Origin of the sequence: Marinobacter shengliensis (assembly GCF_030297115.1) — a bacterium.
Lineage (GTDB): Bacteria > Pseudomonadota > Gammaproteobacteria > Pseudomonadales > Oleiphilaceae > Marinobacter > Marinobacter shengliensis.
The window spans coordinates 1,038,597-1,061,729 of sequence record NZ_AP028062.1 but is presented as its reverse complement, the minus strand read 5'-3'; the positions used below and the strand labels follow the sequence as shown (position 1 = coordinate 1,061,729).

Annotated in this window: 19 protein-coding genes and 1 tRNA gene; 7 read left to right on the top strand and 13 right to left on the bottom strand. The window is 57.0% G+C overall.

Annotation, left to right across the window (positions count from 1 at the left end; genetic code table 11):
• Positions 1–9: 9 nt before the first annotated feature.
• The 4 genes from rpsR to rnr form a co-directional block, all read right to left on the bottom strand.
• Positions 10–240, bottom strand: a complete 231-nt coding sequence (gene rpsR / locus QUE75_RS04900) for a 30S ribosomal protein S18 (protein WP_008937282.1) — start codon at positions 238–240, stop codon at positions 10–12.
• A gap of 24 nt (positions 241–264) precedes the next feature.
• Entirely contained in the window at positions 265–678 is a 414-nt protein-coding gene (gene rpsF / locus QUE75_RS04895) for a 30S ribosomal protein S6 (RefSeq protein ID WP_061333280.1), read from the bottom strand.
• 243 nt (positions 679–921) lie between these two features.
• Positions 922–1,659 carry a 23S rRNA (guanosine(2251)-2'-O)-methyltransferase RlmB gene (gene rlmB / locus QUE75_RS04890; RefSeq protein ID WP_058092239.1) on the bottom strand — a complete coding sequence of 246 codons (738 nt, stop codon included), beginning with the start codon at positions 1,657–1,659 and terminating at the stop codon, positions 922–924.
• A gap of 25 nt (positions 1,660–1,684) precedes the next feature.
• The gene (gene rnr / locus QUE75_RS04885) at positions 1,685–4,144 is read right to left on the bottom strand and encodes a ribonuclease R (RefSeq protein ID WP_286254040.1); all 2,460 of its coding nucleotides are present in this window, start codon (positions 4,142–4,144) and stop codon (positions 1,685–1,687) included.
• 251 nt (positions 4,145–4,395) lie between these two features.
• On the opposite strand from rnr, the gene QUE75_RS04880 reads away from it, so the two are divergent.
• Together QUE75_RS04880 and QUE75_RS04875 are read left to right on the top strand one after the other, a co-directional pair.
• A tRNA-Leu gene (locus QUE75_RS04880) sits at positions 4,396–4,482 on the top strand.
• A 94-nt stretch (positions 4,483–4,576) separates the two neighbouring features.
• On the top strand, positions 4,577–6,163 hold the full coding sequence (locus QUE75_RS04875) for a site-specific integrase (protein ID WP_286254038.1): 1,587 nt from the start codon (positions 4,577–4,579) through the stop codon (positions 6,161–6,163).
• Positions 6,164–6,218: 55 nt separating this feature from the next.
• Here the strand turns inward: QUE75_RS04875 and QUE75_RS04870 are convergent, their stop codons facing one another.
• Positions 6,219–7,049, bottom strand: coding sequence for a ParB N-terminal domain-containing protein (locus tag QUE75_RS04870; RefSeq protein WP_286254035.1), 831 nt, complete (start codon positions 7,047–7,049; stop codon positions 6,219–6,221).
• Between the two features lie 155 nt (positions 7,050–7,204).
• Positions 7,205–7,828 carry a recombinase family protein gene (locus QUE75_RS04865; RefSeq protein WP_286254033.1) on the bottom strand — a complete coding sequence of 208 codons (624 nt, stop codon included), beginning with the start codon at positions 7,826–7,828 and terminating at the stop codon, positions 7,205–7,207.
• A gap of 258 nt (positions 7,829–8,086) precedes the next feature.
• On the opposite strand from QUE75_RS04865, the gene QUE75_RS20590 reads away from it, so the two are divergent.
• On the top strand, positions 8,087–9,154 hold the full coding sequence (locus QUE75_RS20590) for a DUF4238 domain-containing protein (protein ID WP_396631689.1): 1,068 nt from the start codon (positions 8,087–8,089) through the stop codon (positions 9,152–9,154).
• A gap of 491 nt (positions 9,155–9,645) precedes the next feature.
• Complete coding sequence (locus QUE75_RS04860) at positions 9,646–10,461, top strand: ion transporter (RefSeq protein ID WP_286254029.1); 816 nt, start codon at positions 9,646–9,648, stop codon at positions 10,459–10,461.
• Positions 10,462–10,511: 50 nt separating this feature from the next.
• Here the strand turns inward: QUE75_RS04860 and QUE75_RS04855 are convergent, their stop codons facing one another.
• From QUE75_RS04855 to mpl, 4 genes are all read right to left on the bottom strand, one after another.
• Positions 10,512–12,449, bottom strand: a complete 1,938-nt coding sequence (locus QUE75_RS04855; protein ID WP_286254027.1) for a hypothetical protein — start codon at positions 12,447–12,449, stop codon at positions 10,512–10,514.
• Positions 12,450–12,589: 140 nt separating this feature from the next.
• The gene (locus tag QUE75_RS04850) at positions 12,590–13,729 is read right to left on the bottom strand and encodes an acyl-CoA dehydrogenase family protein (RefSeq protein ID WP_106693416.1); all 1,140 of its coding nucleotides are present in this window, start codon (positions 13,727–13,729) and stop codon (positions 12,590–12,592) included.
• 129 nt (positions 13,730–13,858) lie between these two features.
• On the bottom strand, positions 13,859–14,479 hold the full coding sequence (locus tag QUE75_RS04845; protein ID WP_106693414.1) for a flavin prenyltransferase UbiX: 621 nt from the start codon (positions 14,477–14,479) through the stop codon (positions 13,859–13,861).
• Complete coding sequence (mpl, locus tag QUE75_RS04840; protein ID WP_286254023.1) at positions 14,472–15,866, bottom strand: UDP-N-acetylmuramate:L-alanyl-gamma-D-glutamyl-meso-diaminopimelate ligase; 1,395 nt, start codon at positions 15,864–15,866, stop codon at positions 14,472–14,474. Before mpl ends, QUE75_RS04845 begins: the two co-directional genes overlap by 8 nt.
• A gap of 144 nt (positions 15,867–16,010) precedes the next feature.
• On the opposite strand from mpl, the gene QUE75_RS04835 reads away from it, so the two are divergent.
• Positions 16,011–17,273 carry a 6-phosphofructokinase gene (locus QUE75_RS04835; protein WP_061333038.1) on the top strand — a complete coding sequence of 421 codons (1,263 nt, stop codon included), beginning with the start codon at positions 16,011–16,013 and terminating at the stop codon, positions 17,271–17,273.
• A gap of 72 nt (positions 17,274–17,345) precedes the next feature.
• Here QUE75_RS04835 and QUE75_RS04830 read toward each other — a convergent pair whose 3' ends face one another.
• Together QUE75_RS04830 and QUE75_RS04825 are read right to left on the bottom strand one after the other, a co-directional pair.
• The gene (locus QUE75_RS04830; protein WP_286254021.1) at positions 17,346–17,600 is read right to left on the bottom strand and encodes a GrxA family glutaredoxin; all 255 of its coding nucleotides are present in this window, start codon (positions 17,598–17,600) and stop codon (positions 17,346–17,348) included.
• 148 nt (positions 17,601–17,748) lie between these two features.
• Positions 17,749–19,875 carry a methyl-accepting chemotaxis protein gene (locus tag QUE75_RS04825; protein WP_286254019.1) on the bottom strand — a complete coding sequence of 709 codons (2,127 nt, stop codon included), beginning with the start codon at positions 19,873–19,875 and terminating at the stop codon, positions 17,749–17,751.
• Between the two features lie 59 nt (positions 19,876–19,934).
• Between QUE75_RS04825 and QUE75_RS04820 the strand changes: the two genes are divergently transcribed.
• Complete coding sequence (locus QUE75_RS04820) at positions 19,935–20,384, top strand: YqaA family protein (RefSeq protein ID WP_058090963.1); 450 nt, start codon at positions 19,935–19,937, stop codon at positions 20,382–20,384.
• Here QUE75_RS04820 and QUE75_RS04815 read toward each other — a convergent pair.
• A complete protein-coding gene (locus QUE75_RS04815; protein ID WP_286254016.1) occupies positions 20,318–21,769 on the bottom strand; it encodes an ABC1 kinase family protein in 1,452 nt (483 codons plus the stop codon). The genes QUE75_RS04820 and QUE75_RS04815 overlap by 67 nt on opposite strands.
• A 275-nt stretch (positions 21,770–22,044) precedes the next feature.
• Between QUE75_RS04815 and QUE75_RS04810 the strand changes: the two genes are divergently transcribed.
• A complete protein-coding gene (locus QUE75_RS04810; RefSeq protein WP_106693644.1) occupies positions 22,045–23,130 on the top strand; it encodes a GGDEF domain-containing protein in 1,086 nt (361 codons plus the stop codon).
• Positions 23,131–23,133: the final 3 nt, after the last annotated feature.

The following is a 23,133-nucleotide window of genomic DNA, read 5'->3' as shown; positions in this document are numbered from 1 at the left end:
TATCTGTGCTTAGTGGTCGTGGCTGTCCGTATACGGCAGCAGTGCCAGGTAGCGGGCACGCTTGATAGCGGTAGCCAGCTGACGCTGATAACGTGCTTTGGTGCCGGTGATACGGCTGGGCACGATTTTGCCGGTTTCAGTGATGTAGCCTTTCAGGGTGTCCAGATCTTTGTAATCGATCTCTTTCACACCTTCTGCCGTGAAGCGGCAGAACTTACGACGTCTGAAAAAACGAGCCATAACGTAACTCCTAACTCCGGTTGATTACTCTTCTTCGTCCTGGGATGCGCTCTGACGATCTTCAGAGTCAGCTGAACGACGCGGACGATCGTCTCCGCCGGAACGACGGTCCTCACGGGACTCGGCAGCTTTCATCGGAGACATGTCGGTAACAGCCTCATCGCGACGCAGAATCAGGTCACGGATGATGGCATCGTTGAACCGGAAGTTATGAGTCAGCTCGTCCATAGCGGCTTGTGAACACTCAGCGTTCATCAGCACGTAGTGAGCCTTGTGAATCTTGTTGATCGGGTAAGCCAGATGACGACGGCCCCAATCTTCCAGGCGATGTACCTTGCCGCCATCTTCAGTGATGACGCTGGTATAACGCTCGATCATTGCGGGCACCTGCTCGCTCTGATCCGGATGTACCATAAAAACGATTTCGTAGTGACGCATGAGTTCTCCCTACGGTTTAAACAGCTTTCTTCTGCGGCGGGCGCGGTTAAGCCCCGTTCCCGAGCACGAAAGCAAGGAGGTGACAGCAAAGCTGCCGGCTTCTTTTTGCTTTTATCAACAAGGCCTTAAATATAAAGACCCGATCAAAAGCCAGGTTCTGCCTGCCTGCATTCAGGCAATACAAAACCACCCCTTGGAAAAGGGGTCACGTATTCTAGGCGTATGGGCGGTGTTGTGCAAGACTTAACCGAGCCGCTGGCGCAGGGCTTCATACAGGCAAACTCCGGTCGCCACCGACACGTTCAGGCTATCGACATGCCCCAGCATGGGAATGTTGATCAACTGGTCGCAGTGTTCCCGGGTTAAACGGCGCATACCCTTACCCTCGGCGCCCATCACCAGGGCCACCGGCCCCTTGAAGTCTGCCTGATACAGGTTTGCACTCGCCTCTCCGGCCGTACCAATCAGCCAAACGCCGAGTTCCTTGAGCTCGCGCAGGAAGCGAGCCAGGTTGGTCACCCGAACAAACGGCACGGTCTCCGCCGCACCACAGGCAACCTTTCGGGCCACCGGGGTCAGCGAAGCGGATTTGTCCTTGGGCACAATCACCGCCTGCACTCCCACGGCATCTGCCGTACGCATACAGGCACCGAGGTTGTGCGGGTCGGTCACCCCGTCCAGCACCAGCAGGAATGGTGGTTTGCCACTGGCGGCCAGCTGGGCCAGCAAGTCCGCTTCGGTCCACTCACGGCTTTCCGCCACGGCGGCAACAATACCCTGGTGAACACCGGCGACCCGCTCATCCAGCTCACGACGATGCACCACCTTCCAACGCACACCCAGGCTATCCAGGGTGTCGGTAACCGATTTAACCCGCTTATCCTGCCGCCCGGTCTGAATCCAGACTTGCTGCAGGCGCTCCGGTTCCCGCTTGAGAACGGCATCGACGGCATGCCAGCCAAATACATATTCCTGTGACACTGACGCTTATTTCCTGTGAAACGGTTTACTTTCGGGGCTTACGGGCTTTACCGCCGGCAGAGGGCTTACCCCTGCCACCTTTTCGGGACGCCGCCCTGGCCGCCTCGGCTGCCAGCTTCTCCTTGGCACTCTCAGGCTTGGCAGATTTACCGCGCTTTCCACCCTTTCCGCCCTTACCGGCACGATCACCTTTACCGCGGGTCTCGCGTTTGGACATGTCCAGGGCGTCACGATCTGCTGTCCGCTTTCTGGGCGTACTGACCAGTTCCAGATCGATCTTGCGATCTTCCAGCCCTACCCGAACAACCCTGACGCGAACCTCATCCCCTAACCGGAAGCTCACCGCGGTGCGCTCACCGATCAGGCGGTGCTTGGCGGAATCGTGGTGAAAGTAATCGCCACTGAGGGTGGACACGTGCACCAGCCCCTCAATATAGATATCCGACAGTTCGACGAAGAAACCGAAGGGTGTGACGGCCGCAATCACACCATCGTGCTCCTCGCCCACGTGATCCCGCAGGAACTCGCACTTGAGCCAGGCCATCACGTCACGGGTGGCATCGTCGGCTCGGCGCTCGGTCATCGAACAATGCTCACCCAGCTGTTCCATACGGGCATAGTCGTAGGGATACACCGCCAGCTCCGGATCGTGGCTTTTCGGCGACACCACGTCTTTCTGAACTTCAGGATTGTGAATCCGGGACTTGATGGCCCGATGAACGATCAGGTCCGGATACCGGCGAATGGGCGAGGTAAAGTGGGTATAGCTGGGAAAGCCCAGACCAAAATGGCCAGCTTCTTCCGGGCTGTATACCGCCTGACTGAGGGAACGCAGCATCACCATCTGGATCACATTGGCATCCGGACGGTCGGCAACCTGGGCCAACAGCTGCTGGTAATCCCCGGAGGTTGGCTTGTCACCGCCCCCTAACTGCAAACCGAGCTCACCCAGGAACAAGCGCAGGTTATTCAGACGTTCCTCAGAGGGCCCATCGTGCACCCGGTAAAGCGCCGGCACCTGATGCTTTTTCAACAGCCGGGCCGTGGCCACGTTGGCGCAGAGCATGCACTCTTCTACGATCTTGTGGGCATCGTTGCGGTGCACCGGCACGATTTCCTCAATCTTGCGCTCGGCATCAAAAACGATTTTGGTCTCGGTGGTCTCGAAATCAATCGCTCCACGCTCAGTCCGGGCACGGCGTAGCAGCTTATAAAGCTCATAGAGGTTATGCAGATGCGGCAGCAAATCGGCGTAATGGGCCGACAGCTTGTACCCCTGCTCCGAGTCCGGGTGCTCCAGCATGGCACTGACCTTGTTATAGGTCAGCCGGGCATGGCTGCGCATAACCGCCTGGTAGAAGGTGTAGCCACTGATATTACCGGCTGCGCTGATGGTCATATCCGCCACCATACACAATCGATCAACACCCGGGTTTAGCGAACACAATCCATTGGAGAGCTTCTCCGGCAACATGGGCACCACGTGGTCCGGGAAGTACACCGAGTTACCCCGGCGAATCGCCTCCTCATCCAACGGCGAGCCAGGGCGTACATAGTGCGACACATCCGCAATGGCCACGACCAGCCGGTAACCGCCACGGGGCCGGGGCTCACAGTAGATGGCGTCATCAAAATCACGGGCGGTTTCATCATCAATGGTGACCAGCCGCATGTTACGGATATCCACCCGGTTCGCCTTGTCTTTCTCGGCAACCTCTTCGGGAATGCCCGCCGCCTGCTCGCCCACGGCGGTTGGCCAGCTGTGTGGAATCTCGTAAGAGCGGATTGCTACGTCGATTTCCATCCCCGGAGCCATATGCTCCCCGAGAACTTCAACAATACGCCCTGTCGGCTGGGTGCGCACGGTGGGCTGGCGCAGAATTTCCACCACCACGTACTGGCCGTGCACAGCCTTACCGGCGTGCTCATCCGGCACCAGAATCTCGTGATTGATGCGGGCATTCTCGGGCACCACAAATGCAATGCCACTCTCCTTGAAGAAGCGACCAACCGTCTGACTGGTGCGATGCTCCAGAACCTCGACAATTACCCCTTCACGGCGACCACGATCATCCACGCGGTCCACCCGGGCAGCCACCCGGTCACCATGAAACACCTGGCGCATCTGGCGCGCGGTGAGGAACAGGTCTGAGCCGCCGTCATCGGGAATCAGGAACCCGAAGCCATCTTTGTGCCCAGTCACCTTACCCGTGACCAGATCCGCCTCTTCAATGGGCAGGAACGCATCCCGGCGGTTACAGATCAACTGGCCATCACGGCACATGGCAATCAGCCGTCGCCGCAACGCCTCGATACCTTCCTCGGACGTTTGCCCCAGTTCCTGGCACAACGTTTCATGAGTGGCCGGCGCACCGCGCTCTTTCAGGTGCTTGAGAATAAACTCCCGGCTCTGGATGGGGTTTTCATACTTCTGGGCCTCACGTTCAGCGTGAGGATCCCGTCCTTCTTTCTTCCTGGAAACCATTCGGATCCTTGTTATCAGGCCGCAAACACTGCGGCGGAATTCATTATTCCAGCAGTATAACGTCGGTAGGCGGTACCTGCCTAACCGCGGGCTGATTTATAGGCATAAATACGGCAAAAAGATTTTTGAAAAAATATTTGACAGCGTTCGGGGGAATTATTAAAGTACGCGCCATCGGTTGAGGGGCAACGCCTCAACACTGGCAAAACGCTAGGTTTTCAACAAACTAACAGCGATTTTGCAAATCACCTGCCGAGGTGGTGAAATTGGTAGACACGCTAGCTTCAGGTGCTAGTGGGGGCAACCCCGTGGAGGTTCAAGTCCTCTCCTCGGCACCATTCTTCTTGAATGGCCTTCCGAATTAGATACTTACCCTGAGAACAGTAACTTACGGACCTCGCTGGTACACATAACTGGTACACAGGGTCAATCGTGAGTCTACGCATGTGCTCCCCATACCGTCCTAAAAACAGCGCCAAGTACTGGGTTCGTAAGCGCGTCCCCAAAGAACTCAAAGCCGTTGTTGGTCAAACAGAAATCAAGCGCTCACTAGGCACAACATGCCCAAAGGAAGCCCGGCGACTGGCTCCCATTGTCTGCGCTGAGATTGACCAGATCATCACGAAAGCCCATCGCTCTCTCACTATGGATGTGTCAGACGTACAAGCCCTGTCCGGCGAATACCTGAGAGAGCGGCTGTCAGAAATCAAAGCTGATGCTATTAAGCAGAACTGGGACTCCAGCACTTTCAGCATTGCCCGTGAACGGCTGACAGAAACGCTAGACCGGAATCTACCATCCGGCGTGAGCAAGATGGAGTTTCACCAGGCGCAGTCACGGCGTGCCACTGAATGGGGCTTGAAGGCCGTGCAACCCATCCTCGATCGCCACGGGCTGAAGCCGAATGACCGCATAAGGGATAGCTTGGGCATTGAAGTGTTCAAGGCAGAGCTTGAAGCCTACGCCGGGGCCGACTCACAACTACACGGCGACACTAGCTGGCGGGCTCCAGCCTATGCGAACGAGGCGACACTGCAAGAACCGGCCACGTTGCCGGAACTGTTCGCCGACTATGTCAAAGTGACACCTAGGCTGGCAGCGCGGACTCGGGATGGGTGGTCAACCTATATCCGGCGAGCACACGACTTCTTTGATGGAAAGGCTGCCGCGCAAGTCACGCGCAAGGATGTCAGAGCGTTCGCCGATGCCTTGTTGGCGGGTGACAAGAATGCCACGCCTAAGGGCAAACCTTTATCACCGAAGACCGTCAAAGATAATTACATCGCGTCACTCTCGGTCATCTACAAGTTCGCCATCGACCGGGAGCGCCTGACCAGTGACCCAACCTACAAAATATCCTTAGAAGCAACTAAATCAGTCATCACAGGCTATAGCCGGGAACAGGTACGGACACTGCTGGAAGCGTCACGCATGAAGCAAGGCGCGAGGGTGCGACCAGAAACAGCCAATGTCAGACGCTGGGTTCCGTGGCTGGCGGCGTATACCGGGGCGCGCATCAGTGAACTGCTATGGCTTGGTCGTAATGACGTGCGATTCACGCAGGGTATGACCTACATCAACATTCAGGCCAGCACAGGCGCAACCAGCGCCAAGCGCGTCAAGACTCACAGCTCCACGCGCACTGTCCCACTTCATCCGGCAATCATTGAAGAAGGATTCCTTGATTACTGGCGATCACTTCCCGAGGGCGAGGAGTATCTATTCCCCGGTGAGTGGGCTGACCAGAACGGCGATAGGGCGAAGACACCAGCGAACAAACTGCGTGACTGGATCAAAGCGCAACTGCCGAACGCTGACTGGGATAGACTGAGTCCGAATCACAGCTTCCGTCACTGGCTAGTCTCGGAGTGTCGCCGCGCTAAAATTGACGGTGACGATAGGCGCGTCCTGACAGGTCACAAAGCTCAGGATGTGCATGGTCGCTACGGACCTGCTGATATCCCGACATTCTATGATCTAGTAAAACTCATACCGTCACCGGACGACTGGGACAAGTAGCCATCGGTAATGCGTCAATGACGCAGTGAGGGTGACGCAGCGCCGCCCTCGCTCCTTAAAACTCGCCCATGTCTGCCTCAAGGTACTTCTGGAAAGCTTTGGGACTCTCAAGGTACGGGGCGAAGCGCTCCGCCAGCTCCTCCTTCGAGATGTATTCCTTGTTCCATGTCCTGAATAGCTCAATCAGAACCTCCTGCTCGTGGGGCTCCTCTGCGTTGATCTTTTCCAATGTGGTGAGCCATCCGACAAGGCGTTCAGTCGCTGAGTAAGTTCGTTCCTGCTTGGACTGGCGGGCTTGCTTCCAGGTCATTTGATCGGCTTCGCCGTCCAGCTCCACCCTAGCGCTGACCATGCGATCCACTGTTTTGGGACTTCCCATCCCCATCAGTCCGGCCAGCTTTCGTGCCGACAAGCCCGCAGCCCATTCTTTGCCGTCGTGGAGTCTGACCACTTCGCGCCAGACCATCTCGCTCCGCTCCTCCTTGCCCAGCGGAATCGTAGCGTTGTAGGTGTTGAGAGCAGTAGCCAGCAAGTGCGCTTCTGACTCCGAACACACAATAACCCGCGCAGGCACAATGTCACGTTGCGCCGCCCTGTAACTGGAATATCGATGGTGACCATCAACCAAGACGAGCCTCCCCTCTACGTCACAAACTGTAACCGGCTCTGCGTGATGGTCCGGCCTCGCTGAAAGGTCGGCGGTTAGCTTTTTGACAACCTCCACTTCCTTCTCTCGAATGGCATTCCTCTGCACATTGGCCTCAGTACTGGCGGCGCGCTTTTGGAAGGTCCGGTGCTGCTCAATGTCGCTTAGCGGAATTGTGATTGGTGTCTGGCTTTTGGTCTGCGCTATGAGAGCACGAACCCGGTCATCTAATGCTGTCATGGGATTCCGGTGTCAAGGGCGTAGTGCGTCAATGACGCAGTGAGGTTGGCGCGGCGTGAGTTTACAATCCCGGCAATTAAAACGACAGGGGATCAGACGTAAAGCAGTCTCTAACAGTTCTTTATCCCTAAGGTGTGGGTTATCAAATAACCAGCTCACACGGCTTCTTTGGCATCTGCCAGCACCCGGCACACGGTCGCTTTGGAGTATCCAGAAAGCTTGGCAATGTCATTCAAGGTATGCCCTGCATCCCGCAATTCGATAACACGCTGATGCCGCTTAGAGTCCGCCTGTCGCCCTCTGTACTTGCCTTCCTGCTTTGCCTTCTGAATGCCCTGCCCCTGACGCTTGCGCCGATCCTCGTAGTCCTTGCGGGCTATGGCTGCCAGCATATCCAGCATCATCGTATTGATTGCCTTCAACATCGACTGCATGAAGTCTTGGCCTTCCTTCACGTCAAACGCTTGGTAGGAGGTCGGGAGGTCCTTGGCCACCACCGAAAGCCCCTTGTCTTCGATCTGGCGCTTGAGGCGCTGCCAATCTTCATCCTTGAGCCTCGTCAGGCGGTCTACCTGTTCCAAAAGCAGGATGTCTCCGGGCTGTGAGTCATTGAGCAGACGCTGCAACTCGGGGCGGTCCAGCGTCGCCCCTGAGACGTTCTCGACGTAGTACGAGGCGATGCGTTGCCCGTGCTCCTCAGCGAAGGCAGTCAGTTCCTCCCTCGCTCTCTCGGCATTCTGGTCATCGGTTGAGGCTCGTAGATAAGCGCGGACAAACATGCAGTAGATTCCTTATGTCTCATTAAGGTTGTCTCACTATCACCTGTCTCATATAGGTTGTCAAGTAATTACTTTTCGGCGTGTATCAGGTGGTCGCATGGAGACATAGGCTTTTGAGACAGCAGGTAGGACACACTGGCACATCGACCTCACAAGCTCCTTAACCGTTGAAGTTGACCACTTCAGGCAGCTATTGTAAGTACGACAACCTACCAATATCGCGAACTTACTGACCCGCATCATGGGCTGCTTGACAACATGGCTGAACCAACAGCACAACTTCGAAAAGACAACCACTACGTACCTCAACTCTATCTCAAGCAGTGGATGCGAAACGGAAAGATACCCACATACCGACTAATGGTACCCCATGACAATTGTCGGCTCTGGAAAGATCAATCACTAAAAAGCATCGCCTTTCTCCAACACTTCTATACCTACCACGTCGCGGGAAAGGGAGACACGGACGAGTTTGAACGGTGGTTAGACTCAGAGTTCGAGCGCCCCGCAGAGGAGGCAATAACACGGGTGGTAAACGGTCGTCAGTTGACCCCTGAACATTGGCGGGACCTAATCAGGTTTGCAGTTGCTCAAGATGTCCGAACACCAGCTCGCTTCAGGGAGTTTATGGAGAGGCAAAGCTCCACTCTGGAGCCGCTACTCAAGGATGTTACGTCAACTGCCGTACACAAATTGGAACAAGCCGCCCAACGACGAGTCCCAGTTTCAGGGGCAGGCTCGAATGACACCCCTTCACCCCGGTTAAATGTACCCCTTAATGTCAGCATTGAGCGCAGACCCGGCGGTGACGGTCTCCTCAAGGTCGAGACTATCCTCGGTCGGAAACTATGGATCGAGTCATGCCGTTATCTACTTTCGCACACGGTATCCCGGTTGCTCTCTCAAAGATGGACAATCCTTCACGCGCCTGAAGGTATGACATGGCCAACCAGCGACGATCCCGTTGTCCGCCTCAACTACATTGATGATAGCAACTATGACTTTCATGGTGGCTGGGACCGCACGAACGGAAATATATTCCTTCCCCTGAGCCCTAAGCATCTGATGTTCACACAAGTTCGCTCCTCTCTCCCTCGACGCGGAACAGTTCTGAGCAAACCATATGCACAGCAGATCAGAAAAATGATTGTGGAACATGCTGACCGTTACATCTTTTCAATCGACGAGAGTGACATCCAGAGCATCCGACCGAGAAAGGTTGCCCCCCTCGCTCTCGAGCGCGAAAGGCAAATGTGGCGGACATGGCATGAAATGCAAAGCAAAGCTGAAACTGCCTACTCGTTCAAGAACAGCACAGAAAGGTAGACGGTCCCAGACCTGTCAACTCTCACAGCCTCATCTCAATCGCAGGGGTACGGGGGGGTGATTCCGGAGCTTGGGGTATTCAAAACCCTGACAGAGTTTTGTCATATTCCTAACCAGCCGCTATGCTTGTGTCTCCGGGCATACAACCTACTGGTACACACGCCCAAGCAGGAGGCCCGCAAGTCACTGTTTATTAGGAGTTAAGTAGAGGCTCTAGCAAGTCCTCTCCTCGGCACCATTCCTTCATCAGGAATGGCAAGAACGAACTCCCAAGAATCAAGCGATCACACCGACCTTCAGGTTATCGGTGGTTTTTCCGTTTCTGAAATGCCGCCCTATTGGCCCTCCTGAATATCTCGACTAAGCCAAAGCATATTTCAATCAGCACTAAGCCCCGCCAACTCTTATCGACTCACTCCCAGCTCAGGCTATTTGCCCCATAGAAGCTGCTCCGGTAATCTCCACTTAAAAAGAGCATCAAGCCACTCCCTTTGCCCAAGACCTTCAGCAGGAAAGCAAAAGGCACTTCCGGAAAATACAATGCACCAACTTCTCTACACAGGTATGTAGATGCCACTGCGTGGAATCGTAAAGGGCTTTCCCCCTTCAACTTTGCGATATGCATTCTAATTATTGTCTCGGTTTTCCTGGCGGTCATTGAGACCGAACGCCCCATCAGAGAAGCCTACCCGTATCTTTTTCTGGTATCAGAGCGGATTTTGTTCGCCTTGTTTGTCATTGAGTATGGTCTTCGGGTGTATGTCGCTCCGGAAAATCCAAAGTACTCTGGCAGATTTGGACGACTCCGCTACATGAAATCCGGATGGGCCGTTTTCGATTTACTGGCACTTCTATCATTCATGGCACCTTTCGTCTCCAATTCTCTGGCTTTCTACATCAGGCTGACCCGCATATTCAGAATACTTCGGGTATCCAGGCTCGGACGCTTCACTCAAGCCTGGGATCTGCTCTGGGAAGCTACAGCCAGACGCAAGTTTGAGCTGCTCATGAGCGCAACTATCGCGTTTATTCTTTTACTAGTATCCAGCGCCTTTCTTTATCTGTTCGAGGCTGAATTACAGCCAGAAGAATTTGGAAGCATACCCAGGGCTCTATGGTGGAGCGTAGCCACACTGACAACCGTAGGGTATGGAGACGTCACGCCAATCACTGCTGCAGGTAAGTTCTTCGCCAGCCTGACGGCCATTTCAGGCATTGGCATTGTTGCCATGCCGACCGGAATACTGGCCGCTGCATTCAGTGACGCGTTCCAGGCACGTCAAGAAGCAGGCACAAACAAGGAGTAATGCTTTCTGTAGAGCCAAGAGCGAAGTTGCCCGTGCAACCAACGCTCAAATCACTCCGCCAGCAAACCCACCAGGTAATCCGACAAGGTCTGATACTGATAATCCACCCTGGCATAAGCATTTCTGGGTGCATCCTGGAACCGGGCACCACAACCGGCCACGGTTGTCACATCCAGCAGGTACGCCGTCTGGATCAGGTTTGGCAGGTCGGGGTTCAGGCTGTCGGCATCCAGCCGGGGGTAATAGAGCGACCACTGGAAGGCGCCATCACCGGGGCTGACCCCATCGAGATTAGCCGTTGCCGTGTCCAGGAACGGCAGTTTCAGCAATCGCTCTATGGCCAGTCCGTCCACGTCACGGGCGTCGTACTCATAGGCGCGGGGCCCGAAGTTGTTAGCGGCCTCTGTATTGCCGGCGTAATCAAACGGGAATAGTCGGGTGACATAGGGTGCCGCCTCATCAACCGGTGTTCGGTCGGTACCTTCAGGTTCGCAGGCGTCATCGGGCGTGGTGAAACTGAGTTCTGCTTCCGTCGCTTCCTCCGCCAGTACCCGGTAACCGGTCACCCAATCCGGCGCATCGGCTTCCAGCTCTTCCGATGGCGAGTTGGCCGCCAGTGTCGTGAAGGTTCGCCGCTCACCTCCCGCACTGCCAAGGCGCTCAATCAACTCCACCCCGGCATCATCCTGGCTCCAGCTCCAGGACAGTTCCGGCGTTCCGTCCAGCTCTGAGCTTTCCGGAGAAACCGCCAGGGTTTGCTTGTGGCAGCTGGTTACGGTATCGAAGTACGCTTGCTGATTGTCCCAATCGAAGACAATTCGCTCGTGGATGGCCTCGCCCTCTTCCTCATAGCGCTGCCGACTTTGGCGGGAGAGAGAGGCTGACGGCAGCCACTGGGTTTTCAACTGCGCCATATAACCATTCACCTGAATCAGGCGGGCGAACTCAGGCATGGAAGGCACCAGGCAGCCACGACTGGACACAGAGAGCAGCCGGCCGTCTTCGGTGTAATCAAAGAACAGTTCCGCCGAGATATCGAGATCCGAGGTTCCGGTGGGCAGATCCTGCCCACGCCTGGAATCCGCCGATACCTGCAGGCGGGTCAAGAGCACCGGATTGGCCAACTCCACTGGCACGCTGGGCAATGCCAGTGAATCGGTGTCCAGATTCTCGTAATTGCCTGCCGCAGCCGCATCAACGATGGCGATAACATCGCCTGCATTCTGTACCAGGGAATACCCCAACAGGAAAACGGCATCCCTACTCAGTTGCCGCTCGGTACCGTCACTGCCGGGGCGCGAGAGCACTTCATTGTAGCTATCCGGAATCTGGCTGGCCATGAAGCGAGCCAAGGCTCTGGCGTAAGCGTGGGCGCGATGATCACCAGCAACGATATAGTCCTGCCAGAGATTCAGACCATCCAGATCCGCTAACTGGCTTTCATTGACCGGGCTCAGGCTGTTGCGGCGGGCGGCGTCGGCGCGGAACCGGGCCAGGGTACTCAGTGGTGTCACGTTACGGATGCCGGGGCTGGCCGACATCAGGTAAGCCTGCTCAACAACTGCGTCGCCGCGGGAGGTTTCCTCCAGGGTTTTTCCGGGAATGGCCAGGGCGTAAAGCGGGTAATGCCTGGGGTCCAGATCAGGCCCAACGGATGGGTCCACGCTGAGTGCCGAGATATCGATGGAGAACCTGCCACCCGCGCCACTCATGGCCGTGGGCTCGCCTTCGTCGAGGGTCACCACTGCGCCGTTGGCCAACTCCACTTCCAGCGGGCCCGGGGTGAATTGGCCATCACCATCAATATCCAGCCAGACTCGGGCATTGTTGAGGTAACCGTCAATCACCCGCCCCTGATATGGCCCAGGCTCGCTGTAATCAACCCCATCGAAATCTCGCCCGTCAACCGGCAAGCGATCGGATTCTTCACCGCAACCGGCGATAACAAGAGACAGCAAAGGAACAGTAAGGGTGATCAGGCGTTTCATCGCGGCAACCATTTATCTTTATTAGTGCCGCTACTTTAGGAGATGTAATCGGTGCAGACCTTGACAGGCTTGGCAAATTGTAAAGTTTGGTAACAGGCAAGCCCCGGAATGTGCCGGGGCTTGCACTTACAGGGCTCCGATCAGAACGACCGGGCCACGATTTCCTTCATGATTTCGTTGGTGCCGGCATAGATGCGCTGAACCCGCGAGTCTGCCCAGGCCCGGGCGATCGGGTATTCCCACATGTAACCGTAGCCGCCGTGCAGCTGCACGCATTCGTCCATCACCTTGCACTGCAGGTCGGTGGTGTGCTGCTTGAGCATGGCGGCGGTGGGAATGTCCAGCTTCTTGGTCAGGTGCAGCTCCAGGCAGCGGTCGGTAAACACGCGGGCGGCGGTGATCTCGGCTTTCAGTTCCGCCAGCTTGAAGCGGGTGTTCTGGAACGCGATAACCGGTTTACCGAAGGCTTTGCGCTCTTTCACGTAGTCCAGAGTCCACTGCCAGGCAGCCTCGGCGGCCGCCACAGCGGTCAGCGCCACCTGCAAGCGCTCCGCCGGCAGTTCTTGCATCAGCTGGAAGAAGCCCTGCCCTTCCATGGCGCCCAGCAGGTTGTCTGCGGGTACTTTTACATCCTGGAAGAACAGCTCGGAGGTATCCTGGGCCTTCATGCCTACTTTGTTCAGGTTCTGGCCTTTCTCGAAGCCTTCCCAGGCGGTTTCCACCAGCAGAAGGCTGGTGCCCTTGGCGCCTTCCTTGGGGTCAGTCTTGGCAACAACGATTACCAGGTCTGCCAACTGGCCGTTGGTGATAAAGGTTTTGGAGCCGTTCAGAATGTAGTGGTCGCCCTGGCGAATCGCAGTGGTTTTCACGCCCTGAAGGTCAGAACCCGCGCCCGGTTCGGTCATGGCGATGGCGGTGATCATTTCACCGGAAGCCATTTTGGGCAGATATTTCTGCTTCTGCTCTTCTGAGCCGTAGTTCAGGATGTAGGGCGCAACGATATCGGAATGCAGCCCCCAGCCGATGCCAGACAAACCGGCCCGGGAGATTTCTTCCATGATGACCGCCGAGTAGCGGAAATCGGCGCCAACACCGCCATACTCTTCCGGCAGCATCGGGCACAGGAAGCCCAGCTCGCCCGCCTTCAGCCAGAGCTCGCGGCTGACCTGGCCGTCTTTTTCCCATTGCTCGTGATAAGGCGCGGCTTCCTGCTCCAGGAATTTGCGGACGGAGTCCCGGAAGCCTTCAAGATCGGCGTCGAAAAGAGTACGTGGAATCATGCTGAACCTCGGTGAACGGGTTGGTTTATCGTTGTGTTCAGCAAGTCTGTGGCGGGGCGGGTTTTCGCTCAATGGTGAAAACCATCAATCGCTTTGGCCAAAACCATCGCCCCGGACGGGCGCAGATCATCAGTCCGCGCTCTCGCCCCAACGGGGTACCAGAGTTTGCGGCAGGTCCAGGTGATCCAGAATCCGCGCCACCATGAAATCTACCAGGTCGTCCAGGGATTGCGGGTTATGGTAGAAGCCAGGGCTGGCGGGCATGATTACCGCCCCCATGCGGGTCAGTTTAAGCATATTCTCCAGGTGAACCTCGGAATACGGTGTCTCCCGCAACACCAGGATCAGCTTGCGGCGTTCTTTAAGCGCCACATCGCCGGCCCGCTCGATCAGGTTGTTGCTGGCGCCGGTCGCCAGCGCCGACAGGGTGCCTGTGCTGCAGGGGCAGATCACCAACGGGGCCTTTTCTCCGGAGCCGGAAGCTGGTGGCGAGAACCACTCTTCCCGGCCAAACACCTGCACCTGCCCCGGCTTTGCCTTGGCATAGTCCGTGAACGCCTCAACCATGGCCGGCTTGGAACCCGGCAGCCGGAACTCTGTCTCGGTGGCGATTACCACCTGGGCAGCCTTGCTCACCATCACATTCACCCGGCAGCCATTGGCTGCCAGGCATTGCAGCAGTCGCAGCCCATACTGGGCACCAGAGGCACCGGTAAAGGCCAGATTGATGACCGGCGAGTTATCAGCCACGACGTTTCTCCAGTTCGGCAACCAGTTTGCGATGAATACCACCAAAGCCGCCATTGCTCATAACCACAATGTGGCAGGTTTCAGGCAGCTGTTCCAGGGCCCGGGCAATCAGTGCCTCGACCGAATCTTCCACGGCATGGTGATCCAGCTCACCGTGTTCAGCCCGCCAGCCCCCGACCAGTTCTGGCAGCCAGGTCATCTCGCTGAGGTTACCCCAGAGTACCCGGTCAGCGGCAGCGGCACTGGGAATCAGGGTTTGCTGATGCACGCCCTGCTTCATGGTGTTGGACCGGGGTTCGATGATCGCCAATATCGCCTCATCCCCCACCCGGTTACGCAAGCCTTCCAGCGTCAGGGCGATGGCCGTGGGATGATGAGCGAAATCGTCATACACACGCACACCGCCTACTTCGCCCACCAGTTCCATGCGTCGTTTCACGCCGGAGAACCGGCACAGGGCTGCCACTGCATGGTCCGGGGTGACACCCACATGGCGGGCAGCGGCGATGGCCGAGAGCGCGTTGCGCACATTGTGCATGCCGGTGAGATTCCACTTCAGGGTGGCCACCGGTTGCTCGTGGTGAATCACCATGAACCGGCTGCCATCCTCCGCCAGCAGTTCAGCGCGCCAGTCTGCGGTGCGGCTGATCTCGCTGCCGATGGCGGTATCCTGCACCGGGCTCCAGCAGCCCATGTCGAGGGCGTTGTCCAGGTGCTTGTCAACCGCCGGGCGAATGATCAGCCCCTGGGAAGGCACGGTACGCACCAGGTGGTGGAACTGGCGCTCGATGGCTTCCACGCTGTCGAAAATATCGGCGTGGTCGTATTCCAGGTTGTTCAGAATCAGGGTGTTCGGGCGGTAATGGATGAACTTGGAACGCTTGTCGAAAAACGCACTGTCATATTCATCCGCCTCAATCACGAAAAAGTCACTGGTACCGAGGCGCGCCGAAACCGGGAAATCCTGGGGCACGCCACCCACCAGGTAGCCGGCATCAAACCCGGCCTGGTCCAGAATCCACAACAGCATAGCGGTGGTGGTGGTTTTGCCATGGGTGCCGGCAACCGCCATCACCCAACGATGGCGGAGCACTTCCCGGGCCAGCCACTCGGGGCCAGACATGTAGTCAATGCCGCGATTGAGCACTGCTTCCACTTCCGGATTGCCCCGGGACATGGCATTGCCGATCAGCACCAAATCTGGTCTGGGCTCGAGATTCTCGACCCGATAGCCTTGCATCAACTCGATGCCCTGGGCCTCAAGCTGGGTACTCATGGGCGGGTAAACACCCTGATCGGAGCCGGTCACGGTATGGCCAAGCTCTCTGGCGATAACCGCCAGGCTACCCATAAAGGTGCCGCAGATGCCCAGAATGTGTATGTGCATTAACGTGTTGCCTCCGGTTTGAAACCTGCCAAGCCTCTACCATACTTTCTGCGGGGTCAAGAGCCGGTATGTGCTCATGAAAAACCGCCGTGTTTGGCGTATCATCTGCGCCATCGTTGAACCAGCAGGAGGCCTTAGCCCGAGATGGCTATCAAGAACGCATTTTATGCCCAGTCTGGCGGGGTTACCGCCGTTATCAATGCCAGCGCCTGTGGCGTTATCCAGACCGCACGCAAGCACACGGATAAAATAGGCAAGGTGTTTGCCGGTCGTAACGGCATTATCGGCGCCCTGAAAGAAGAGCTGATCGACACCAGCCTGGAATCAGACGACGCCATTGCCGCGCTGCTTCACACCCCGGGCGGCGCCTTTGGCTCCTGCCGCTACAAACTGAAAAACATCTCCGAGAACCAGCGCGAGTACGAGCGGCTGATCGAAGTCTTCCGCGCCCACGACATCGGCTACTTCTTTTACAACGGTGGCGGCGACTCTCAGGATACGGCGTACAAGGTCTCACAGATTGGTGAAAAAATGGGTTATCCGATCACCTGCATTGGTGTGCCCAAGACAGTGGACAACGACCTGCCGTTCACCGACTGCTGCCCGGGCTTTGGCTCGGTAGCCAAGTACATTGCCACCTCTACCCTGGAAGCCAGCCTGGACATCAAATCCATGTGCGAAACTTCCACCAAGGTGTTCATCCTGGAAGTAATGGGCCGGCACGCGGGCTGGATTGCAGCGTCTGGTGGCTTGGCCGGCCAGGGTGAAGGCCAGCCGCCGCACATCATTCTGTTCCCGGAAATTCCGTTCAACCGGGAGAAGTTCCTGGAGCGGGTCGACCAGTGCGTGAAAGATTACGGCTACTGCGTGGTAGTCGCCTCTGAGGGTGCCCAGTACGAAGACGGCCGCTTTGTGGCCGACGCCGGTGCCAAGGATGCCTTTGGCCATACCCAACTGGGCGGTGTTGCTCCGGCACTGGCCAACATGGTCAAACAGGCCCTGGGACACAAGTACCACTGGGCCGTTGCTGACTACCTGCAGCGGGCCGCCCGGCACATTGCCTCGGCCACTGATGTAGAGCAGGCATATACCGTAGGCAAGGCCGCAGTGGAAATGGCAATAGCGGGCAAACAGGCGCTGATGCCCACCATCGTTCGCGAGCAGGCGAAACCCTACCGCTGGAGCATTGGTGAGGCCAACCTGAGCGAAGTGGCCAACCAGGAAAAGAAAATGCCGATCCACTACATTACCGATGACGGCTTTGGCATTACCCAGGATTGCCGGGACTACCTGCAGCCGTTGATCGAGGGCGAGAGCTTCCCGCCATTCGAGAATGGTCTGCCCAAGGTTGCGCACTTGAAAAACCAGCTGGTCGAGAAGAAGCTGAGGACTGAGTTCAAGCTCTGATCTGGTCGTCATGAAAAAGCCCGGTCACCTCACGGTAGCCGGGCTTTTTTTGTACCTGAAAACGGATGGCAATCAGGGTGCTGTTGCGGCCTCATGGTCGCGAACGTAGCCATAAAAATCATCGAAACCGCCAACGTATTCGGAACCGACGAGAATCTGGGGCACGGTATACACAGGGCGGCCGATCTGGTCGGCAATATCCTGCTTGCTCATTCCCCGCTCGATCATATCGATCCAGATGTACGGGATGTTTCTGGATTCACACAGGTCCCTCGCCCGAACACAAAAACCACAGCTTGTACGGCCATAAATAGTGACCTGCTCCATAACAACCTCCTGAATCCGGGTGAGCCCCAGGGTGAAACGAATGGTTCAATACTTGGTTTGAATGATGACATGAGAAGCAACAATTGAAAATTGATGCTTCTCATGGCTGTGATAGTAAGGGGCGATACTAACCCTCTGCGTTAAGTCATCAGGTTTTCAGCCGGCCCAGTTCCCGGTCAAGCACTTGCACCTGGCCGTCCAGCGCGTCACCGCTCTGGCGGACCCGCTGTGCGAGCTCCCGCAGATCGTTGGCCGCATCGCCAATCTGGGTCAGGTTGCGGTTGATCTCTTCGCTCACCGAACTCTGTTCTTCGGCGGCCGTGGCCACCTGGGTGACATGCTCGACAATGGTACCAATCCGCTCCACCACCGTGGCCAGTGAGTGGTCCGCTTCGCGAGTGCCGTCTACCGCAGTGGTTGCTCGCTCAACACCACCCTGGATGACGGTTACCGCGCCGTCCACATCGCCTTTGAGGCGTTCGATCATATCGCTGATTTCGTCGGTGGATTCCCGGGTTTTCGACGCCAGGGTTCGCACTTCGTCGGCCACCACCGCAAAGCCCCGGCCCTGCTCGCCGGCCCTGGCCGCTTCAATGGCCGCATTCAACGCCAGCAGGTTGGTCTGTTCGGCAATGCCGCGAATCACTTCCAGGATTCGGTTAATCTCCTCGCTGCGCTGTGCCACGTGGCCGATGGCGGAGCTGGCCTGTTCCATATCTCCCGCCAGCGCATCGACGCCCTTGAGCGCCGCGCCCAGGGTATCCTGGGTAAACCGGATGCCATCCCGGGCGGCCCGGGCATTATCAGCAGCCTCACCGGCAAAGCCTGCTACTTCGCCCGCGGCGGCAGACATCTCGTTCATGGCGGTGACGACGCTGTCGATGTCCTGATGCTGTCGCGACGTCTGGTCGTCAGTATCACGGGCGATGGCGCCCACGTCTGCAGCCTGGCCTCGCACCTGGGCATTGACCTCTTTCAGGTCATTGATCATTTCCCGCAGGCGAGCCAGGAAAGCGTTGAAGCCACCGGCCAGGTCAATCAGCTCGGCGTGGGTGTCTATATCAAGTTCACGGGTAAGGTCCCCTTCAGCGCTGGCCAGGTTGCGCATCCGGTCTCGAATTTCATCCAATGGCCGGGTGACTGAACGCACCAGCAGAATCAACACAGCAATGGCAATCAGTACCACCACCACACCCACCATGGTCTGCCGCGCCGCCGTATCAGCCACTTCGGAAGACAACAGACCGGTGATTTCCTCAACACTGGCCAGGGCCACTGAGCGCGGCAATTCAATCAACAACGACCATTCGGCGCCGGGTAACTGCACTTCCACCGGATAGGCCACCGCCAGGGTCTGCCCATCATCAAACCGGCCGCCACGCTGGTGCAGGCGGACAAATTCGTCAGCCAGGTCTGGTACGGCTTCCTGTAATGGCCGGCCAAGGTGGGACTGGTAATGGCTGGATGCGGCAATCAGCCCGCCCTCGCTTAACAGTGACACCCGGGACTCACCATCAAACAACGCCTGGCTGACACCAGCAATCGTGGCTTGCAGTGTGGACAGGTTAATATCCACACCGGACACACCGGCAAACTCACCGTTGTTCTGAATCGGCACTACCAGGCTGGTCATCAGCTCAGAGTATCCCTCCTCGATTTCGTATTCGTAAGGCTCCATCAGGCAGGGTTTGAGGGAATCCCTGGAACACAGATACCACTCTGCTTCACGAATGCCGAATTCGTTCCGGTTGTCGAGGTACTTGGTGGACGGGTCTTCGGTGCGGCTGAACAACACATTGCCCTGAGGATCACGGTAATAGTAGATCTCCAGGGTGCCTTCATCACTGCTGTGTTCCTCTACACCGTCGGTGAAATAGATGTCCATACCATCGTATGCGTCAGGTTCAAACTGGGCGTAGATGGAACTTAAATGCTGCTGTTCGGACAGAATGGTTCCGATGGTTTCCTGAAGATCCCGGCGGCTGATGCGGCCGGAACTGTCCGTTTCAATGTTGCGGGTGATCAGGCTGCGCACCACTTCCGGCGTCTGGTAGGCGGTTTCGAACAGGCCGGTCACCAACTCACCGTACTGCCCGGCCGTTGCGCTCAGCTGGTCCATGACAATATTCTGCACGGTATCGCGGGTTTCCCGGGACAATCGCTCTTCCATCGAACCAAGTGATAACTGGGCAGTCACCACAATACTGATGCCCATTACCAGCAGCAGTGAGATAACCAGACCATAGAGCTTGAAGCGAAGCGACAGGTGTTTCATAAACCGCGAAACCTTTGTTAATGAACCTTTACTGACAATACTAGAGCATGGAGGCGCCCTTGGCGTACCTGACCCTCTTTTTCACCGCATTCGCCGCCGCCACATTGCTGCCAGCCTATTCCGAGCTGCTGCTGGGCACTCTGGCCAGTCAGGGCCTGCCGCTATTCTGGCTGTGGTTCTGGGCCACACTGGGCAATACGCTGGGGTCAGTCGTTAATGGTCTTATCGGCCGGCAGGTGGATCGCTTTAAGCATAAACGATGGTTTCCGGTCAGCGAATTGCAGCTGCACAAGGCCCGCAACCGGTTCAATCGCTATGGGCAATGGTCATTGTTGCTGGGCTGGCTGCCGATTGTTGGAGACCCGCTGACCCTGGTAGGCGGCATCATGCGGGTGCCCTGGCTCAACTTTGTGATCCTGGTGGGTATCGGAAAGGGCCTGCGCTATGCCTTCGTGATCTGGGTAGTGCTGGAGGCCACCGGATTTGCCTCATCGGCGCCATCACCATAAAGGTATTTGCGCAACAGGTCTTCGCCGTTGAATTCTGCGTGCATCACCGCGATGAAGGTATACACCCCGATCAACTTTCGGTTGAGGAACACGAATTCCTTCGGGGGCACCCGGAAATACCGACTGATGGCTGAGCGCGCTGCGTGTTTGGCTACCCGCGAAGGCAAGTCACTCTGCTTCCAGCGGTACTGGCCCCTGGCGTTCACGGCATAGTCCGGCCACTGGCTGCGGTCCCGGGCCAGGGGCTCCAGCACCGACATACACACCGAACCAAACTTTTCCAGGACTTCTTCTGGCCAATCCCGGCTCATGAACCGGAGGGTAACGCCACCCTCAATCACCTGCTCCAGATCCTGCTCGTAGGACGCGCGAATCATCTGGATAACCGGATCAAGAAAGGCCGGTGAATAACTTTGAACGGCACCAAAGTCCAGAAGCACGATGCGGTCATAGTCTTCGTCACCACCCTCCTCGCCGGCAATCCGGATGCGGTAGTTCCCGAAGTTCGGGTCTGTCTGGATTTCGCCCCAGTCAAACAGCTCCCGGAAGAACAACTCCAGCGCCGCCTCGCCCAGGGCACTGCGGCGCTCCAGCGGCAAATCCCGTACCGCCGGGGAGCCAACGGAATGGCCGTGCTCGTAGGTAGAAGCGATGATATGGTCGGTCGAATACTCCTGTAATACCCTGGGCACAACAAACCTTGGGTCGGAGCCCAGCATGTTGCGGAATTTCTCGGTGGTCCTGGCCTCCAGGCGGTAGTCCACTTCCCGGTGCATCATCTGCCGGACTTCTTCCAGCCAGTCATTGAATTCCGGGCCGAAGCTCACCAGCCGGGCCACCTTCAATAACTGCGCCACGGCATTCAGGTCACTGTCCACGGCATCAGCAACGCCGGGGTATTGCACCTTGAGCACCAACTCCAGGCCGTCACTGCGTCGCACCGCACGGTGCACCTGGCCAAGGGAGGCAGCACCGATTGGTTCCGGATCGACATCCAGCTCTGCGAGCTTTTCGGCACCAATCTCAGCCTTCAGCACCCGCTCGATCGCCGGCCATTCCAGCGACGTGGTCTGGTCTTCCAGGGTGTGCAGGGCTTCGGTCACCTCTTCTGGCAAAAAATGCTCGCCATAGAGCGCCATCACCTGGCCAATCTTGACCACACTGCCTTTCAGCCGGCCTAACTCATCCACCAGGAAACGCGCCTGGCTCGACAACATCGCACGATGGCGCTGCTCCCGAGTGTCCTTGTTGCTGAACCAGTTGGTGGCCATGTGTGATGCCACACGGGTACCAGCGAAAAGCCCGGCCTTGGTCAGGGAAAGCCTGCGCTCGAAGCTGCCGGTTTTGATGCGGGACACGGATTTTCCGGGGCGTCTGGAAGACATGGATAACCTGTATGTTCAGAAAATTTTGGCGTTTCGACCGCGCCCGGAACAGTTTTCCCCGGCGCCGTTACTGCATTATACGGATCGCAAGCGGTGACAACCTAACCTCTACGCCGCAAAAGCTCCGTTTCCGCAGCCAATGTGGACAAATATTGTTCACCGTAAATATGTTCAGGTCGATGGTTACGATTTAACACAATCTCAAGTCACAATGCGTTCTAGAATTGGTTAACAGGAACAATGTGACTTTCGTCAATTACAATAAAAGCCAAGACATGAAGCCTTCAACAACCAGAACACCAGATTCTGAACTTTCCCAGTTCCGGGTGAAGGGTGAGATCCCGGTACCGGCCCTTATCAACGGGCTTACGGCCGCTGCTGTGCCGTTACTGTTGTTTTTTTCCTGGCGCTCAATGCAGCAGGGGGATTCGGTTACTGCCCCCTTCCTGATTGGCTTCGCTATATTGTTGGCGATCAACAGCCTGGTTTTTCTGTTCGTGGGCCACAAGACCTTTCATCGCCGGGTCTTTATTACCCTGATCACCGCGCTGTTTACCTATCTGGCAACGCAAGCGGTGGAGGATGGCTCAGCGATTATCTGGCTGTTTGCCTACCCACCGATTATTTTCTATATCAGTGAGGCCCGGGTCGGTATTTACGCCTGCCTGGGTGGCTGGCTGGCCGTCCTGGTGTTGTTCAGTCCGATTGGCGATGCGCTGTTTGCATCCCCCTACAACGCCACCTTCCGCCTTGTCATGATCATCGTCCTGGCGTTCGTCATGGTGACCTGTTACATCCTTGACCAGAGCCGCCGGCGCAGCAAACTCGGGTTGATCAAGCTGGCCAAGGAGTTTGAATACGCTGCGAAACACGATGCGCTGACCGGGCTGGCCAATCGGCGCGAAGGCCTGGAACAACTGGATAACGAATATCAACGTTACCTGCGTAGCGGCCGCGGCTTTTCCGTCCTGCTGATGGACATCGACCTGTTCAAGAGTGTGAACGACACTCACGGCCACCAGGCCGGTGACGAGATGATTGTTCTGGTCGCAAGAACGCTGGCCAGCCAGTGCCGAAAGGTGGACACCATTGCCCGTTGGGGCGGCGAGGAGTTTCTGATTCTGCTTCCGGAAACATCGTTAGCGGATGCCTACGCCTCCGCTGAGCGGATACGGCAGGCGGTATCCAGCCAGACCATTACTGTGGATGGCAAGGTTATTCGGGCCACGATAAGCATTGGCGTGGCAACGATCCAGGGATCGGAGTCGATTGACCGCCTGCTGCAGCGATCAGACGAAGCGCTTTACCAGGCCAAGTCCGAGGGCCGCAACCGTACCTGCCAGGCCAGCGTCGCCGCCTGAGCA